A 16,677-nucleotide genomic window follows, 5' to 3' on the forward strand; every position below is an offset into this window, starting at 1 on the left:
CGAAAGATGTAGAACTTTCGGGAAGTTTTCCAACTAACAATGAATAAAATTTGGCTTTCATCGCCGCATTTGAGCGGCCACGAACAAAAATACGTACAGGAGGCTTTTGCCGCCAATTGGATTGCACCACTGGGCCCCAATGTCGATGGGTTTGAACAGGATTTGTGTACTTACGTGGGGGTGGGTCACGCTGCGGCCCTTTCATCGGGCACAGCCGCCCTGCATTTGGCACTCATCTTACTGGGTGTCGGACGGGGCGATGTGATTCTGTGTCAATCACTTACCTTTGCCGCTTCGGCCAATCCCATTGCGTATCAGGGAGCCACGCCCGTTTTTGTTGATTCGGAACTTGACACATGGAATATAAACCCTGACGCCCTCGAAACGGCCATCAAAAGCGAAAAGGCAAAAGGGAAAAACGTGAAGGCGGTCATTGCAGTGCACCTCTACGGAATGCCCGCTCAAATGCGTGAAATTCAGGAAATCTGCCAACTGCACGACATTCCGCTCATTGAAGATGCCGCCGAGGCCTTGGGGGCATCGTATCAAGGCAAAAAAATGGGAAATTTTGGGTTGCTGAATGTCCTTTCTTTCAACGGCAATAAAATCATCACCACGTCGGGAGGCGGGGCGTTACTTTCTGACAATGAAGCCTTTATTCAAAAAGCCCGTTTTCTAGCTACCCAAGCCCGCGACAATGCGCCGCATTACCAACATTCCGAAATCGGTTACAACTACCGCCTGAGCAATATCTGCGCAGGCATCGGGCGCGGCCAAATGGAAGTGATTGACGAGCGCGTAGCCCAACGCCGTGCCAATTTTGCGTTTTATGAACGAGAATTATCCAGTATTGAAGGTATCACATTTCAGCCCGAAGCCGAAGGTAGTTTTTCCAATCGTTGGCTGAGCTGCATGGTTGTTAACCCCAAACTGACGGGCGGCATCACCCGCGAGAATATGCGGTTGGCGTTGGCTTCCGAAAATATTGAGGCGCGTCCGTTGTGGAAACCGATGCATTTACAGCCCATTTTTCAAGACGCACCCTATTATGGCAAAAGTATTTCAGAGCGATTATTCGAAAATGGACTTTGCCTTCCTTCAGGTTCCAACCTCACCCAAGAGGAATTGGGAAGAGTGACTACTGGAATTAAAAAGTGCTTTTCTTAACATCGGCAATACGTCGGCGAGGGCTAGGTGCCCCCGTTCGAAACCTCGCCGACGTTGGAAAATCAATAATCCATCGGGTCGTCGGCAACGCGTGTATTGTCGTGCCAAGTATTCATTTCGGCCATATCTTCGGCCGAAATTTGAAAGTTAAACACATCTATATTTGCCGCTAAGCGACTTTTACTCACCGATTTTGGTATCGTAATAGCACCCTGTTGCAACGACCAGCGAATTAATACCTGAAACGTACTTTTGCCGTATTTTTCAGCGATTTGGACCAGCCTAGCATCGTTTGCTTTCAGCCCCCGGACCAACGGCGCATAGCCTTCTACCTGAATACCCCGTTGACGACAGTATTGTATTTGTTCGGGCAAATAGCAATAAGGGCTCAATTCAAACTGATTGACGGCAGGAATGATTTCTGCCTCTGGCCACAGTTCCTCAAAATGGGAGATATAATAATTGGAAACCCCGATGGCCCGGGCTTTTCCCTCCGTATAAATTTGCTCCAACGCTTTCCAAGTTTGGATACGATGCTCTTTTACGGGCCAATGAATCAAATACAAATCCACATAATCCGTGTGTAGCTGCCGAAGGCTTTCTTCAAAAGCGCGCAACGTTGATGCGTAGCCTTGGTCTTCGTTCCTGACTTTGGTCGTAACAAATATTTCTTCACGAGCCAGTCCACTTTCGCGTATAGCTTGACCTACGTCACGCTCATTTTTGTAGGCCGCTGCCGTATCTACCAGTCGATAGCCCAATTCAAAAGCCCATAACACCGCCTGTTTGATGTCTTGGTCGGGTTGCGGGTCATAAATACCCAATCCAAATTGGGGCATTGTAATGCCGTTATTGAGCGTAATAAGTGGAAGCATATCAGTTAGTGTTTTTAAGCCAGGATGTCCTATCTTTGAGGAGATGTATTCAATTTTTCAAAAATAGAAGATTTTCATGGCTAACCCATATCCCTATTGTTAGCGATAAAACATTTTTTAAACTTGCAACCAAAAGTGACGTTCTTGCGCCTACTTCGTCCATCAGAAAATAAATCGTTGTTGATTTTACCACTTCTTATTATGAGAACACTCTTTCGTTTCAATTGGATACCCTTTGTGATGGGTTTAGTTGTATTGCAATCTTGTTCGCGCAATCCTGTGACAGGCAAAAGGGAAATCATCCTGATGTCGGCCGAACAGGAAATTGCGTTGGGCCAACAATCTCACCCTTCCATTGTTGCTTCCATGGGCTTATATGAAGATAAAAGATTGCAAAGTTTTATCTCTGAAAAAGGGATGGCGATGGCTAAAATTTCGCACCGTCCAGAGCTTCCTTACCAGTTCAACATCATTGATTCTCCAGTTGTCAATGCATTTGCCGTGCCTGGAGGCTATGTGTATTTTACCCGAGGCATTATGGCGCACTTCAACAATGAAGCTGAATTTGCGGGTGTTTTAGGCCATGAAATCGGCCACGTTACGGCGAGACACTCAGCCCGGCAACAGACCAGCCAAATTTTAGGCACTGTGGGACTGATTGCTGGCATGGTCATTTCGCCCAAACTAGCCCAATTTGGTGAACAAGCCATGCAGGGTCTACAAATGCTGATGCTCAGCTACAGCCGTGCCCACGAATCCGAATCTGATAAAATTGGGGTGGAATATTCGAGCAAAGTAGGCTATGATGCACACCAAATGGCTAATTTCTTCGGCACTATTAAACGTATTTCGGATAACGCTGGCCAATCTATTCCCAACATAATGTCGACGCACCCTGATCCAGGCGACCGTTTCAACAATGTTCACGCAATGGCCAAAGATTGGCAAGCCAAAAATGTTGGTAATTACGCCGTAAATCGTGAAAGTTATTTACAAATGATTAATGGTATTGTGTACGGTGAAGACCCCAAACAGGGCTTTGTTGAAAATAGCGTTTTTTATCATCCAGAGCTACGCTTTCAATTTCCTATACCGAACGGTTGGCAAACCCAAAACTCCCCTGTTCAATTTGTGATGGCGCCCAAAGATGGTAAAGCAGAGATGTTGCTCAATGTAGCACAGGGCGGTACGCTGGATTCGGCCGCTCAAAATATGGTCAGGCAGTACAATTTAAAAGTGTTGGAATCTGCTCGTAAGACCATTCACGGCAACCAAGCCATCGTCATGATTTCGCAGCAACAACCTCAGCAGCAGCAACAGGGGCAAACTCAACAACAACAACCCCAAACGCCCGCCAACACGGTTCAGCTGGCCACGTGGCTCATTCAATATAACGGTTTGATTTACGCCATTCACGGAGTAACCACCGCCGATGTTTTTGGTAACTTGTACCCTACGTTTCGAAATACGGCCGAAAATTTTCGTTTATTGAACGACCCCGACAAACTGAATCGCAAGCCCGAACGCATATTTGTAAAAAATGCCCCGCGCAACGGTACATTTAAGGAAATCATGACAGGGCTGGGAATGCCCGCCAACCGAATCGAAGAATTGGGCGTGGTCAATAGTATGAAAGCCGACAGCCCAATTCAGAAGGGAATGTTGTTGAAAGTAATTGGAAAATAAGGAGTGAGAAATAATTAAGTAGTGAGGAGTCAATAGCAAAACTACTACTCCTCACTACTAATAACCTACCCCAAAGCATAGCGTTTACCGGGCAGCGAACGAATGTAGCCTTGCAATTCAAGATTGAGCAACAGCGTGGCCAATTTTCCCGTCGAGACCTGACTTTCCCAGGTGAGATTATCAATGTGCATTTCGCCTCTTTGACGCAATAACGCCACAATTTGGCTTTCCTCCTGGGTAAAATGGTCGGGCAACGTGGCCTTTACGGATGCTTTGGAAGTGAGCCAACTTAATGATTCAAGTAAATTTTCTACGCCCGTAAAAATCTGGGCTTTATTGGCGCTAATTAGATTATTGGGGCCAATAGAATAAGGGTTCGACAAATTGCCGGGCACGGCAAATACATCCCGGTTGTAATTATTGGCAAACTCTGCCGTAAGCAATCCCCCACCCTTCTTAGCCGATTCCACCACAATGACCGCGTCAGATAGCCCAGCAATGATGCGATTTCGGGCGGGGAAACGCATCGAATCAGGCTTGGTTCCTAAACAGTATTCCGTCACAATTCCACCGTTGATTTCCATCTCTCTGGCTGTTTTGATATGCCCTTCAGGATAAATCACATCCACCCCCGTAGCCATCACACCAATCGTCGGAATTTGACTCCTTACGCTGGCCCGGTGCGCCGCAATATCAATACCATACGCCAATCCACTGACAATCGTTACGTCATGGTTAACAAGCCCTTCTACAATCTGCTCAGTGATATTTCGGCCGTAATCGGTCGCTTTTCGGGTACCAACCAAAGACACATAACGGCCCTTGTTGAAATCAATGTTGCCTTTGGTGTACAGCAAAACGGGGGCATCATAAAGGGATTTGAGCCTCTGCGGGAAGTGGGCATCCGTATAAAAAACCATATTAGCGTTTAACTTCTCCAATTTTAGAAGTTCTACTTCAGCTGCTCTCAAACCTTCTTTTTGCAGAACAGTCCGGGCAATTGCCTCTCCAACGCCTGTAACGCGAATCAACGTTTTATAGTTGGCTTCAAATACCTTTTGGGCATCTCCAAAGTGAGCAATCAAATAACGAATCAATACCCCGCCCAATCCGGGGGTCAAGTGCAATCCTAATTGATAAAGACGTTGGTCCATGAATGAATGTTAATGTTCTTTTTTAAGGCCACCTCCCAAGTATTGGCAATTGATAAGTGTATCAATGCCGTCGTAGGGTACAGGCGCTTTTTCGTAGTCATAAACCACTCTTAATGAGCGGGTATGGTTATTGTCGCCCATGGCTACGTCTACATCTTCCATCGTAAACTGACAGGGATGTTCATAGCCGCAGGCAATGGCAATTTCGAGAATTTCTTTGGTCAATGTTTTTCCGTAATGGTAAAAACGTTCACTTTTAAGCGCTGGATCAAGGCCTGACTGCAACCATTTATTTTGCGTAGCTACCCCCGCAGGACAGCGGTTGGTATGGCATATCTGTGCCTGAATACACCCAATCGACATCATGGCTTCGCGGGCAACGTTGACAATATCGGCGCCCATCGCAAACGCCATAATTGCCTGCGCGGGTAGACCTAGTTTCCCCGACCCAATGAACGTTATACGGTCGGTAAGTCCGTGTTTTTTAAAGATTTTATATACACTCGAAAACCCATACACCCACGGCAAAGACACATGGTCGGCAAACGACGGAGGGGCAGCACCCGTTCCTCCTTCCCCACCGTCGATAGTAATAAAGTCTGGCCCACGGCCCGTTTTCACCATTAGCTCCGCTAGTTGCTCCCACATGTCCAGTTTTCCTACGGCCGCTTTGATACCTACGGGTAGCCCCGTAGCCTCGGCCATAGCTTCGATCAAATTCAACATTTCGGGCAGGGTAGAAAAGGCACTGTGCGCTGCTGGAGAGATGACATCTTTCCCCATCGGCACGTGGCGGATTTCCGAAATCTCTTTCGTGATTTTGGCCGCTGGCAATACCCCTCCTTTACCAGGTTTTGCTCCTTGCGAGAGTTTCAATTCAAGCATCCGAATGGCGGGGTTTTTCTGCGTCAGTCGGACCAATTTTTCCATGATAAGATTTCCGTCGTCGTCACGAATACCGAAATACGCTGTGCCGATGTTGAGCACTACGTCGGCGCCTTTATCGTGGTACGGCGAAAACCCTCCTTCTCCTGTATTGTGGTAACAGCCAAACTTCGCCGCTCCTTCGTTGAGGGCGGTAATCGCCGATGCCGATAACGACCCAAAACTCATTCCTGAAATATTAATGACCTGCTTCGGACGGTAGGGTTTGCGGCGATTATGGCTCAACCCAATCACTTTGGGCGCTGGCAAAACGTACGGATTTTCGCGGTAAGGATGGTCTTTGGCCAATCGTTTGGTTACCAAAGCGGGTTTGATAAAGATAAAACCTGCACTGTTGACATCCTGGTCGGTCCCGAAACCCTGAAAATTATTTTCCCGTTTCGACGAAGCATAAATCCACGATCGCTGACGGCGATTGAACGGCAATTCCTCGCGGTTGTTGGCCACAATATATTGCCGAAACTCCGGTCCAATCGTTTCTAGCCAATACCGCAGGTGCCCAATGACTGGAAAGTTGTGCAAAACGGTGTGCTTTTTTTGAGTAATGTCCAAAATAGCAACAATTGCCAAAATGATGGGAAAGCATATCCACCACGGAATGAGCGCAAGCCAATTCAAAAGAGTATTCATTGGGGTTTAGTTTTTCTTGTTGAAAATTTTAAAACAAATTTCACCGATTTCACCAATTATCTTTTCGGCGTCTTTTTCAGGAGTTCCTCTCACAAAAACTGAAATCACAAAGGGTGTGGCCGCAAACACAATGCCCGCATCGCCGCGTACGTACGTGAGTCCGCCTGTTTTGTGCGCTATTTTGATGGTTTTGGGAATGAGCCTCGGCAACGTAACCGTGTCCCGATTTTCAAACAAAAATTCCATCATTTGTTCACATAAAGCTGGCGTTGCTACTTTATGACTATAAATAAGACGCAATAATGCATTGATGTCACGGGCGGTTACGTAATTATCAATTCCTCGCGCTACGGCCGCCGTGTCCATCATCACCCGATTCAACTGGAGGCTCGCCAAACCGAGGAGTTTCATTCGGTCGTTGATTTTTTCCCGCCCCAATGTTCGGATAAAAATATTAGTGGCTGTGTTATCGCTCGCAATCATCATCAAGCGGGCCACCTCTTTGAGCGACATCTGTTGGCCATCGGCGTACGAGGCCATCACTCCCGCGCCGCCCGTTTTGTCGGTAGCCACCAGCGTATAGGTTTTGTTGAGGTCCACTTTACCCGCTTTTACCTGTTCCATCAGCTCAACCAAAATCGGAATTTTGATAATGCTCGCCGATGGCACCGGCTCCGCAGGCCCTTTGCTGAAAAAGATTTCACCCTTTAGCGATTCTACCTGAAGGTTGACAATGGTAGTGGGTGAAAGTTGTGCAAGATAGGTTTCAAGAGAAGAAAAAGATGGGCGTTTTTGGGCAATACTCACGCATGGGAGCAGCATGAAGCATAAAAAAATAAGTTGTCGCATCAGAAAAAGGGTTTCTGGCAACAACTTACGCACAGGAAGAATAAAAATCAAGGGATGTTACCTATCCTATCCTTGTGGTGGGGCGGGAACATGGATATGTTTTTCTAAATCTTTGCCCATAAAAAGTTTAAATTCGGTTTTTAACTTTCGGTAATTGTCGTGAAAAAAAGACATTTTCTCCCGTAAATAGGCCTGGCTTTCGCGGACCTCGTCGTTAAATTGGGTGGTTTCTTCCTTAATAATGTTCGCAATAATCCCCTCCTGATCACGAATATCGGCCTGAATGCTGTTAACGGTGCGTTTGAAATGGTCGAACTCATGCTCAAAATGGGTAAGGGTTTCGGCAAAATTAGACTCCATTTCCTCTACCGGCAAAAAGGCTCGCATTTCATGCACCAAATGTCCAAAAAAATCAACTTCTTGGTCCACAAAATTGACCTCGTTGAGCCAGAGTCTATGCTCAAAATGAAAGCGATGTAAATCAAATTTAGTGTTTCGTGCCATGATTCGCGCGTGGTTAAATGAATGGTTCTAAATTCTGCTTTATTTTAAGCTTTGAGTATGAGGTGGGTCAGTAACAAAACTGACTAGCGTCAGGTATTGAGAAATTAAAATGAAAGGAGCAGCCTCCCGCATAAAAATAGTTTGTAGCTTTACGTTACACAGCAAAGTTGATTCACTAACCCTCTTTTTGAAAATGTTGAACGCTTATTTTTCCTTGTTAATTTTCGGTTTTTCCCTTACCGCTATTGCCCAACAAACGGATAGTCAATTAACAAACACCGCCCGCGATTTGATTAATTTAAACGGGTTTAAAATCAACGCTAATAACGTCAATACGGGACTTTTTGGCATCAAAGGTCCCAAAGGCAACCTCATAGGCGACCCGTATTTGGACTCAACCTGGCGAACGGGTTCCATCAAATTATACAAAAAAATAGGCCCTCCTGGGCGTGAAGGCGACAGCATAGCTAATGTACCTCTCCGTCTTGATTTATTCGTTAATGAACTGGAAATTCAAATCCCCAGCACCAACGACACGAGAGTCCTCGCTGGAGATTATATTCGTTTTTTCACGCTTGAGGGGCTGGAGCGGCGTATTTTTCTTAACGTGAACCAATTCAGGTCAGAAGATAATATGAAAGGGTTTGTGGAATTAATCAAAGGAGGACGCTTGTCGCTGGTCGAGTTGACCAAGCTATCAATCATCAAACCCACTTACAACGATGCAATGGCGCTGGGCACCAAAGACACCAAAATCGTCAAAAACAGTCAATACTTCGTCGTCAAAGGAAACACCCTAATTTCCATTGGAACCTCAAAAAAGAAACTGTTGGATGCGATGGCCGACCGTGCTGATGATGTAGAAGAATTCATAAAAACTAATAAACTCAGCCTTAAATCTCGGCCCGATATCACTAAGGTATTTGCGTATTATAACAGCTTATAACGGGCAACAATCGGATAATGGTCTGAATATTTAACATCTTTTCTTGTCTGAAAATCAATCACTTCCAGGCCTTTTTTATCATAAAACTGATTATCAATTCGGATAAACCCTGGAGCCTTCCTGTACGTAAACCCAAACCCTGAACCCGCTTCTTCAAAAGCATTCGACAAGCGTTTACGAACCTGTCCGTAGGCATAACTGTACGGAACTTCGTTAAAATCACCGCATACCACCACAGGGTGCGGGCTTTTCTCAATCCAGTCTGTCAGAATTTTAGACTCCACTTCGTGATGTACAAAGCCACCTTTTAATTTTCTGAAGGTACTCGCCAATTCATAGCGTCCCAGTCCAAGATTTTTTTCTTTGACCGCCAATTTAATCCCTCCCACGCGCACAATCATCGAGCGTAAATGCACACTGATAAACCGAATCGTATCGCCCTTGATATTTATATCAGCGTAAATGATGCCATTTTGATTACTGAATTCCATTTGCTCCTGTTTAATAATCGGATATTTTGAGAAAATCGCCAGCCCATTTGAGTAATCTTTCCCCTGATCTTGTATAGATTGCATAGATACGTAATAAGAATAGCCCTCTTTTTTCAACTGCGCAACTGTTTGCAAATCCTTTCGGTCTCGGTGATTCAAAAACTCCTGAAAACATTTAACATCGGCATCCTCCTTCTTCACCCATTCAATCAGCTTATTGGTATTTTGGGGATTTTTATCAACTAAATAACTGTATGAATCAAACGACATAACGTTATAACTCAGCACCTTAATCTCAGTCTTAGAAGAGTCCGTTTCTTCCTCTGCTGGCCCTAGTCCGTACGTTCTTGCCCAAAAAGGGAAACTTAACAACAAGGCCAATCCCGAAAGCCATACTCTTTTGGGACTAAACACCAGCCAAAAACCAACCAATACAATATGAATAACCAGCAGCAAAGGAAGGCTCATCATGATGAAGCCCGCGAGCCAATGCCCCGTAATGGCAGAATAGGTAAGCGTGTAACTGAGTAAGGTAAAGCAAAAAAATAATTGCTGAATACGCCAAAAAAGGGGAGTTTTGGATTTCATTGCGTAGTTTTTCACTGGCACTGCGTTTTAATTGCAAAGTAAACAATTCCATGACGAAAATTATTGCTATTGGTTTAGTATTATCAATTCTCATTGCCTGCAATACCTCCCAAGAATCGGAGGAGCAAAAATTAGCCCAGAGTTACTGTGGAGGCTGTCACCTCATGCCAACGCCCGATTTGCTCGACAAAAAAACGTGGAAAGAAAGTGTACTGCCCAAAATGGCACTGCGGTTGGGCGTCGTTCAGCAAAACATCGGCTTCTATCAGGACTTTTCTACCGAAGAGATTGTGGCGTTTACCCAAGCAAATGTTTTTCCCGAAACCCCCATCGTAACACCCGAACAATGGGAAAGCATCGTGAATTATTACGTCAAAAATGCTCCCGATAAACTGCCAGACTCTTCCCGAAAAACCCTTATTTCTCCCACCCTCTCCCGATTTTTGCCCAAAGCCAATACTCCGCAGGTGGAGCCTTTTGTTTCGCTCCTCAAGTACGACTCCCTTAGCAAGAAGCTATTTGTGGGTAGTCGGCGAGGAATGGTGACGGTATTTGACCAACAATTCAAACGCATTGACTCCCTCAAAGTGAGCAGCCCCCCCTCTGACTTACGCGCCTACCCCGACGGGAGTTTGGATGTATTGCTGATGGGAATCATGGACCCCAACGACCACAATCGAGGTACGCTAGAAAAAGCCCGCAAATCGGCCGATGGCAAAACATGGGCCTTAACTCCAGTACTCCAAAAACTTCGCCGCCCCGTAAATCAATCTTTTATGGATGTAGATGGCGATGGGCTTGAAGACATCGTGATGTGCGAATACGGCAACAATGTAGGTCAATTGTCTTGGTTTAAACAGCAACAAGACCACACCTATCAGGTGTTTAAATTTGACCCCGCTCCCGGGGCGCGATTTGTTCAACCTTATGATTTTAACCGTGATGGCAAACTGGACTTTTTTGTAATGATGGCGCAGGGTGACGAACAGGTATCTGTCATTTATAATCGAGGCGGTGGAAAATACGAGAAACAAATCCTGTTGCGCTTCCCACCCGTATACGGCTCCAGCTACGCCGATTTGGCCGACGTCAACGGCGATGGTTGGGTTGACATTGTGTACACCAACGGCGACAATGCCGATTATTCCATGATTCTGAAACCTTATCACGGCGTACGTATTTTCTTAAACGACGGTAAAAATCAGTTTCAAGAAAAATGGTTTTTCCCTTTGCACGGTGCCTCAAAAGCCCTCGCCGATGATTTTGACAATGACGGCGACATTGACATTGCGGCTATCTCTTACTTTCCTTCCAACCCACAAGAAGGATTTGTGTATTTTGAAAACCAAGGAGAGTTGAAATTTGCCGCTAAAACCTTCCCGAAGCCTCGGCAAGACAAATGGATGCTCCTCGAAAAAGCGGATTATGACCAAGACGGCGACAAAGACCTGTTATTGGGCTATCTCGAACGCCCACCTTACAGATTTCCGTTGCCCGCGGGAATGACGGGCTTACAGATTCTTGAAAATAAAACATTAACAAAAAATACAACTAACTAACAATCAGAATTTTACATAATTATCACAGATTCAAACAGTTGGGTAATGAAGCGTTGGCGTTGCATTTATTCGACTCAATTTCTCATTAGAAAACCGCAACTTCTTACTTATTCAATTTGATTTTAATCATCCATTTAAAAATGAAAAAGACACTTTTTGCAATCATTACTTTACTGATTTCGCATTGTTTCGATGCGGTTCAGGCCCAAAAAGCGACTTGGACACCGCTTTTTGACGGCAAAACCCTGAAAGGCTGGAAACAGCTAAACGGCCAAGCTAAATATGAAGTGAAAGACGGCGTCATTGTCGGAACAGCCGTGGCCAATACCCCCAACTCCTTCTTAACCACCGAAAAAGACTACGGTGATTTTATTTTTGAATGCGAAGTAAACGTCGATGAAGGGCTTAATTCAGGCATTCAATTTCGGTCATTGTCAAAACCCGACTATAACAATGGCCGCGTACACGGTTATCAAATGGAAATTGACGCCACCGACCGCGATTTATCGGGCGGAATCTACGACGAGGCGCGCCGTGGATGGTTGTACGTTCCAGAGGTAAACCCTAAGTCAAGAGGCGTATTTTTGCGCAACAACCAGTGGAACAAATACCGCATCGAAGCCATCGGCACCAGCTTACGGACGTTTGTCAACGGCGTAGAAATCAGCCACGTAATCGACGATGTCACATTGAGCGGATTCATTTGTTTACAGGTTCATTCCATCGGAAACCGCAAAGAAGATGAAGGCAAGCAGGTACGTTGGCGCAACGTGCGGATTCAAACCACTAATCTGCAACCGACTCCCGCCAGCAACGTTCGCATCGAAAACTGGATTCCAAACACGGTTTCTGAACCAGAAAAAGCCTTGGGAATCCGTTTGTTGTGGGATGGAAAAACCACCAACGGGTGGCGTGGTGCTTACAAAACAGAATTCCCGAAAGGGGGCTGGAGCATCAAAGACGGCGTGTTGAGCGTAGATAAAGGCAACGGAGCTGAATCAACCAACGGCGGCGACATCCTGACCACCGAAAAATTCGGCGCTTTTGAACTTACATTCGATTTCAAACTCACCGAAGGAGCCAACTCTGGCGTAAAATATTTCGTCAATGAATTACTCCAATATACCCACGAATTTCAGCCAGGAGAGCCGATGACTGTGCCTGCTGATTACATCAAAAAAGGCTCGGCCATTGGTTTGGAGTTTCAGGTGTTGGACGATGCCAAACATCCCGACGCCAAAATGGGCGCTGGTGGCAACCGCACCATTGGCTCGCTTTACGATCTCATTCCTGCCGACAAAACGGGTTATCGCAGAGGCGCGGTCAAAAAAATCGGGGATTGGAATCAAGGACGCATCGTGGTCTATCCCAACAATCATGTAGAGCACTACCTCAACGGATTCAAAGTGGTGGAATACAACCGCAACTCAGACTTTTATAAAGCCCTCGTACAGCGCAGCAAATACGCCGTTTGGGGCGACAAATTTGGTTCAGCCCCCAAAGGCCCCATTTTGTTGCAAGACCACGGTGACCTTGTCATGTACCGCAGTATCAAAATTCGGGAGTTGAAATAATTAATTACCCATAAAAAAGCCACCTGATGCGGTGGCTTTTTTTATTCCCCCAAGGCGGTTTATTCTGGCAATCAGCAATGTGTGCGTTTTTGGCAGTTGCCGATTTGAGAAAAAAAACGGAGTTTTGGGGTATGGAAAAGAATTAAGTGCCTTTATATTAAAAACCTGTTTTTACAATGCAACGCAGAGAATTTATACAAAAATCTATTTTAGCGAGTGCAGCGACCGCGATGTCGACCACGAGCTATTCTAAAATCATCGGAGCCAACGACCGCGTGCGCGTGGGTGTTGTGGGCTTTTCTGATCGTCACCGCGCTTCACACGTAGGCCCTTTCAAAGAATTGTCTAAAGGAATGAACTTTGAAATCACATCGCTTTCCGATATTTGGAATCGCCGTCGTGACGAAGGAAAAGCCTATTTGGACAAGCAGTTGGGAGGTAACGTAAAGGTTTTCCGCAATAACGAAGAAATGTACGATGCCAAAATGGTGGATGCTGTTTTTATGAGCACCGCCGACTTTCAGCACGCCCTTCATACCATTGAAGCCGTGCAGGCAGGCTGCGATGTATACGCCGAAAAACCCTTGGCCGAAACCATGGAAGACAACCGCGCCGTATTGAAGGCCGTAAAAGCTTCGGGAAAAATCGTACAAATAGGATCGCAACGCCGCAGCGGAGAAAACTACTGGGCCGCCGATGAATTTATCAAATCAGGCAAATTCGGTCCTATCGTCATGGTAGAATTGATGTGGAACGTCAATCAACCGGGCCGCTGGCGCAGACCAGAATTAACCAAAGATTTGAAAGAATCGGATGTAGACTGGATACGCTACCAACTGAATCGCCCCAAAGTGGCTTTTGACCCCCGCAAATACCTTGAGTATCGTCTGTTTTGGCCGTATTCATCGGGTATCCCAGGCCAATGGATGAGTCACCAAATTGATACCGTACACTGGTTCAGCGGATTATCACATCCGCGTTCTGCCGTAGCCAACGGCGGGATTTATCAGTGGAAAGATGGTCGGACCAATCCAGATACCCTCACGGTAGTGTTTGATTATGGCCCAGCCAACGACCCTACTTCGGGCTTTCAGGTACAATTTACCAGCCGTTTCTCCAATTCTGCTGGCGAAACCAAAGAATTGTACTACTCAAACGGTGGTATGATTAACTTAGATACCAACGAAATCAGCTCAACGGGTGGTTTGCGCGAGCGCGAAGCCGCCGCCATGGGACTGAAAGCCAACTTAATTACGCCTACAAAACTCGAAGGTATAAAGGTAGCTACCGACGCCAACACTGGCGGTGACCCTTTGACGTTCAATCACATCAAAAACTGGATGGAATGCGTGCGCAGCCGCAAACAGCCCAACGCTCCGATTGAGGCTGGATACCAGCACTCCATTGCCACCATCATGGCCAACGCCGCCTACCGTACTGGTCAGCGCGTGACATTTGATGAAAAAACGCAGGAAGTATTGGCCGGCGGAAAACCGTTTAAGTACTAAAAACAACGTAATCTGTAAGCGAATAACATCGCATAAAGAGGCGGCACTGAACGGTGCCGCCTCTTATTTTTAAGCCATAAAATGCTTTATTCTGCAGTTTCTGGCTCCGAAACAATCAATTTGATGCCATCAAGTTGTTTAATAATAACCGACGAACCCATTGCGATAGGATGCCCTTTTTGGGTCAAAGCAATCCATTCTGTTCCACGGTAAAAAACCCGTCCCTCTCCATCTGAGGGAATCGTTTGTACCACCGTAGCTTTGTCGCCCACGTACTCAGAGTATTCGAGCGACTTATTTTTGCGGCGCGAAAACTGGAGCAGTGGTTTTCGCAAAGCCAACAAGGAAAGCACCGAAACTACCGAAAAACAGAAAAGCTGGGAATTGACGGTTGGCGTAAGACCTGTCCATGATAAAATGGCGGTCACAAATGCCCCAACACTCAAAAACAAGAAAACAAACGTTACCGAAAGTAGCTCTGCTATCAGCATAGCGACTCCAACTATTACCCAAATCTGTGTCGAATCCATCTGATTTATAGAAATTTATACACTGCGGGCTATTCTAGCCCAATTGATTACTTCTGTTGTTTTACTACGCTCATGGCCGCCGCAATCATCGAGGCCATGTCTCCAAAATTGGCTGGCAAAATCATTGTATTGGTCGATTTAGCCAAGTTTCCGAACTGCTGTACCATTTGCTCCGCCACTTTAAGTTGTACTGCATCCATTCCGCCTTTTTCTTGAATGGCGGCGGCCACGACCCGGATACTTTCGGCGGTAGCATCTGCTACCGACATAATGGCGGCAGCCTGTCCTTCTGCCTCATTAATCTGACGCGTTTTCAATGCTTCTGACTCCAATACCACCTTTTGCTTTTGGCCTTCGGCTACGTTGACGGCGGCCATTTTTTCACCGTCTGATTGCAAAATCAATGCGCGGCGTTCACGTTCGGCCTGCATTTGCTTTTCCATGGCGTGCAATACGCTTTGCGGAGGGGTGATGTTTTTAATTTCATACCGTAACATTTTTACACCCCAGCCAATCGCCGCTTCGTCAATGGCATGAACCACGGCCTGATTGACCGTTGTCCGTTCTTCAAACGTTTTATCCAAATCAATCTTACCCATTTCCGAACGCATCGTGGTTTGGGCTAATTGCGTAACCCCAAAAATATAATCTCCGATTCCGTAAGAGGCACGTTGCGGGTCAATTACCTGCAAAAAAAGCACCCCGTCTACCCTTACCTGAACGTTGTCGCGAGTAATACAAATCTGCTCAGGAATATCAATAGCTTTTTCTTTCAAACTGTGCTTATAGGCCGTACGGTCAAAAAAAGGAATAATAAAGTTGATGCCCGGCTGCAACACGGCATGAAATTTGCCGAGGCGTTCAACAACATAGGCCGTTTGTTGTGGTACAACTTTGACCGTCATTAACACAATAAGCAGGGCCAAAACGACAATAATGATAAATGCAATCATGAGGATAGTTAAGGTTTAAATTTTGAACGAAAATACCAGAATAAGCGACGTATTACAATGCTTTAAGGATGAAGATAATAAAACATTCCAAGAACGGTGTAAATGTTTATTAAGCGGCAAACTCATCCGAAAAAGCGCCCTTCTTCAACCCTAAAAAGTTGATTTTAGTCCTTTTTTCTCAATATATTTATAATTTTTATTTTTATATTTAAGTAATCAGCTATAATTACACTTATTTTTGCCTGCTTTATCCTTCTTTCACCCTAAACCTTATAAATGTATGCTTTCAACGCTCGGCCGTCTGTTGCTGGCAATCCCAATGGCAATTTTCGGCGTGTTCCATCTTATGAATGCTAGCAATGTATCCGCAATGATTCCTGCTTACTTACCTGGAGGTATCGTTTGGGTTTACATCACGGGCGTTGCTTTACTGGCCGCGGCTTTGGCAATCATCCTGCAAAAATGGGCGAGAACCGCCGCGATTCTGCTCGGCATTATGCTTATCTCATTCGTAATTTTTGTGCACTTACCCATTTTTTTGGGAGGGGATGAAAAGGCCATGGGAAGCCTTCTTAAAGACCTCGGCATTGCAGGAGGGGCCTTAATCTTGGCCAACACAGAGAAAGATTAAGCGACCAAAAAGACAATATTAATACGGTTTGGAAACAAACACAGGCTGGTCAAGTGAAAAATACCTCCAAATCCATAATTGAGTTTG

15 protein-coding genes are annotated in these 16,677 nt (G+C 45.7%); 7 read left to right on the forward strand and 8 right to left on the reverse strand.

Annotated elements, in window-relative coordinates; all coding sequences use genetic code 11:
* The first annotated feature begins 39 nt into the window (after positions 1 to 39).
* Complete coding sequence (locus tag GVN20_RS22035) at positions 40 to 1,167, forward strand: DegT/DnrJ/EryC1/StrS aminotransferase family protein (RefSeq protein WP_166560435.1); 1,128 nt, start codon at positions 40 to 42, stop codon at positions 1,165 to 1,167.
* 62 nt (positions 1,168 to 1,229) lie between these two features.
* On the opposite strand, the gene GVN20_RS22040 is transcribed toward GVN20_RS22035, so the two are convergent.
* Entirely contained in the window at positions 1,230 to 2,042 is an 813-nt protein-coding gene (locus GVN20_RS22040) for an aldo/keto reductase (protein WP_166560436.1), read from the reverse strand.
* Positions 2,043 to 2,243: 201 nt separating this feature from the next.
* Between GVN20_RS22040 and GVN20_RS22045 the strand changes: the two genes are divergently transcribed.
* Positions 2,244 to 3,728, forward strand: coding sequence for a M48 family metalloprotease (locus GVN20_RS22045; protein WP_166560437.1), 1,485 nt, complete (start codon positions 2,244 to 2,246; stop codon positions 3,726 to 3,728).
* A gap of 65 nt (positions 3,729 to 3,793) precedes the next feature.
* Here GVN20_RS22045 and dprA read toward each other — a convergent pair whose 3' ends face one another.
* The 4 genes from dprA to GVN20_RS22065 all read right to left on the reverse strand — a co-directional run bounded on the left by dprA (position 3,794) and on the right by GVN20_RS22065 (position 7,810).
* On the reverse strand, positions 3,794 to 4,882 hold the full coding sequence (gene dprA, locus GVN20_RS22050; RefSeq protein ID WP_166560438.1) for a DNA-processing protein DprA: 1,089 nt from the start codon (positions 4,880 to 4,882) through the stop codon (positions 3,794 to 3,796).
* Positions 4,883 to 4,891: 9 nt separating this feature from the next.
* Entirely contained in the window at positions 4,892 to 6,457 is a 1,566-nt protein-coding gene (locus tag GVN20_RS22055; protein ID WP_166560439.1) for an FMN-binding glutamate synthase family protein, read from the reverse strand.
* A gap of 6 nt (positions 6,458 to 6,463) precedes the next feature.
* The gene (locus tag GVN20_RS22060) at positions 6,464 to 7,306 is read right to left on the reverse strand and encodes a serine hydrolase (RefSeq protein WP_229599155.1); all 843 of its coding nucleotides are present in this window, start codon (positions 7,304 to 7,306) and stop codon (positions 6,464 to 6,466) included.
* A gap of 66 nt (positions 7,307 to 7,372) precedes the next feature.
* Positions 7,373 to 7,810: a hypothetical protein gene (locus GVN20_RS22065; protein WP_166560440.1), complete on the reverse strand. Its 438-nt coding sequence runs from the start codon at positions 7,808 to 7,810 to the stop codon at positions 7,373 to 7,375.
* Between the two features lie 193 nt (positions 7,811 to 8,003).
* Between GVN20_RS22065 and GVN20_RS22070 the strand changes: the two genes are divergently transcribed.
* Positions 8,004 to 8,756 carry a hypothetical protein gene (locus GVN20_RS22070; protein ID WP_166560441.1) on the forward strand — a complete coding sequence of 251 codons (753 nt, stop codon included), beginning with the start codon at positions 8,004 to 8,006 and terminating at the stop codon, positions 8,754 to 8,756.
* Here GVN20_RS22070 and GVN20_RS22075 read toward each other — a convergent pair.
* Positions 8,741 to 9,850 (reverse strand): endonuclease/exonuclease/phosphatase family protein, encoded by a 1,110-nt coding sequence (locus GVN20_RS22075; protein WP_166560442.1) that lies wholly within the window; start codon positions 9,848 to 9,850, stop codon positions 8,741 to 8,743. The genes GVN20_RS22070 and GVN20_RS22075 overlap by 16 nt on opposite strands.
* A 35-nt stretch (positions 9,851 to 9,885) precedes the next feature.
* Between GVN20_RS22075 and GVN20_RS22080 the strand changes: the two genes are divergently transcribed.
* The 3 genes from GVN20_RS22080 to GVN20_RS22090 all read left to right on the forward strand — a co-directional run bounded on the left by GVN20_RS22080 (position 9,886) and on the right by GVN20_RS22090 (position 14,476).
* Positions 9,886 to 11,394 (forward strand): VCBS repeat-containing protein, encoded by a 1,509-nt coding sequence (locus GVN20_RS22080; protein WP_166560443.1) that lies wholly within the window; start codon positions 9,886 to 9,888, stop codon positions 11,392 to 11,394.
* A 140-nt stretch (positions 11,395 to 11,534) separates the two neighbouring features.
* Positions 11,535 to 12,968, forward strand: coding sequence for a DUF1080 domain-containing protein (locus tag GVN20_RS22085; protein ID WP_166560444.1), 1,434 nt, complete (start codon positions 11,535 to 11,537; stop codon positions 12,966 to 12,968).
* Positions 12,969 to 13,144: 176 nt separating this feature from the next.
* Positions 13,145 to 14,476, forward strand: a complete 1,332-nt coding sequence (locus GVN20_RS22090) for a Gfo/Idh/MocA family protein (RefSeq protein ID WP_166560445.1) — start codon at positions 13,145 to 13,147, stop codon at positions 14,474 to 14,476.
* An 86-nt stretch (positions 14,477 to 14,562) separates the two neighbouring features.
* Here the strand turns inward: GVN20_RS22090 and GVN20_RS22095 are convergent, their stop codons facing one another.
* Together GVN20_RS22095 and GVN20_RS22100 are read right to left on the reverse strand one after the other, a co-directional pair.
* Positions 14,563 to 15,006: an NfeD family protein gene (locus tag GVN20_RS22095; RefSeq protein WP_166560446.1), complete on the reverse strand. Its 444-nt coding sequence runs from the start codon at positions 15,004 to 15,006 to the stop codon at positions 14,563 to 14,565.
* Between the two features lie 47 nt (positions 15,007 to 15,053).
* Entirely contained in the window at positions 15,054 to 15,959 is a 906-nt protein-coding gene (locus GVN20_RS22100; RefSeq protein ID WP_166560447.1) for an SPFH domain-containing protein, read from the reverse strand.
* Between the two features lie 280 nt (positions 15,960 to 16,239).
* Between GVN20_RS22100 and GVN20_RS22105 the strand changes: the two genes are divergently transcribed.
* Complete coding sequence (locus GVN20_RS22105) at positions 16,240 to 16,590, forward strand: DoxX family membrane protein (RefSeq protein ID WP_166560448.1); 351 nt, start codon at positions 16,240 to 16,242, stop codon at positions 16,588 to 16,590.
* Positions 16,591 to 16,677 lie beyond the last annotated feature (87 nt).

Origin of the sequence: Runella sp. CRIBMP (genome assembly GCF_009905605.1) — a bacterium.
Taxonomy (GTDB): domain Bacteria; phylum Bacteroidota; class Bacteroidia; order Cytophagales; family Spirosomataceae; genus Runella.

Bases quoted from the DNA above. Each gene is read 5' to 3' on its own strand.
- GVN20_RS22035 (WP_166560435.1), top strand. From the start codon at position 40: ATGAATAAAATTTGGCTTTCATCGCCGCATTTGAGCGGCCACGAACAA.
- GVN20_RS22040 (WP_166560436.1), bottom strand. From the start codon at position 2,042: ATGCTTCCACTTATTACGCTCAATAACGGCATTACAATGCCCCAATTT.
- GVN20_RS22045 (WP_166560437.1), top strand. From the start codon at position 2,244: ATGAGAACACTCTTTCGTTTCAATTGGATACCCTTTGTGATGGGTTTA.
- dprA (WP_166560438.1), bottom strand. From the start codon at position 4,882: ATGGACCAACGTCTTTATCAATTAGGATTGCACTTGACCCCCGGATTG.
- GVN20_RS22055 (WP_166560439.1), bottom strand. From the start codon at position 6,457: ATGAATACTCTTTTGAATTGGCTTGCGCTCATTCCGTGGTGGATATGC.
- GVN20_RS22060 (WP_229599155.1), bottom strand. From the start codon at position 7,306: ATGCGACAACTTATTTTTTTATGCTTCATGCTGCTCCCATGCGTGAGT.
- GVN20_RS22065 (WP_166560440.1), bottom strand. From the start codon at position 7,810: ATGGCACGAAACACTAAATTTGATTTACATCGCTTTCATTTTGAGCAT.
- GVN20_RS22070 (WP_166560441.1), top strand. From the start codon at position 8,004: ATGTTGAACGCTTATTTTTCCTTGTTAATTTTCGGTTTTTCCCTTACC.
- GVN20_RS22080 (WP_166560443.1), top strand. From the start codon at position 9,886: ATGACGAAAATTATTGCTATTGGTTTAGTATTATCAATTCTCATTGCC.
- GVN20_RS22085 (WP_166560444.1), top strand. From the start codon at position 11,535: ATGAAAAAGACACTTTTTGCAATCATTACTTTACTGATTTCGCATTGT.
- GVN20_RS22090 (WP_166560445.1), top strand. From the start codon at position 13,145: ATGCAACGCAGAGAATTTATACAAAAATCTATTTTAGCGAGTGCAGCG.
- GVN20_RS22095 (WP_166560446.1), bottom strand. From the start codon at position 15,006: ATGGATTCGACACAGATTTGGGTAATAGTTGGAGTCGCTATGCTGATA.
- GVN20_RS22100 (WP_166560447.1), bottom strand. From the start codon at position 15,959: ATGATTGCATTTATCATTATTGTCGTTTTGGCCCTGCTTATTGTGTTA.
- GVN20_RS22105 (WP_166560448.1), top strand. From the start codon at position 16,240: ATGCTTTCAACGCTCGGCCGTCTGTTGCTGGCAATCCCAATGGCAATT.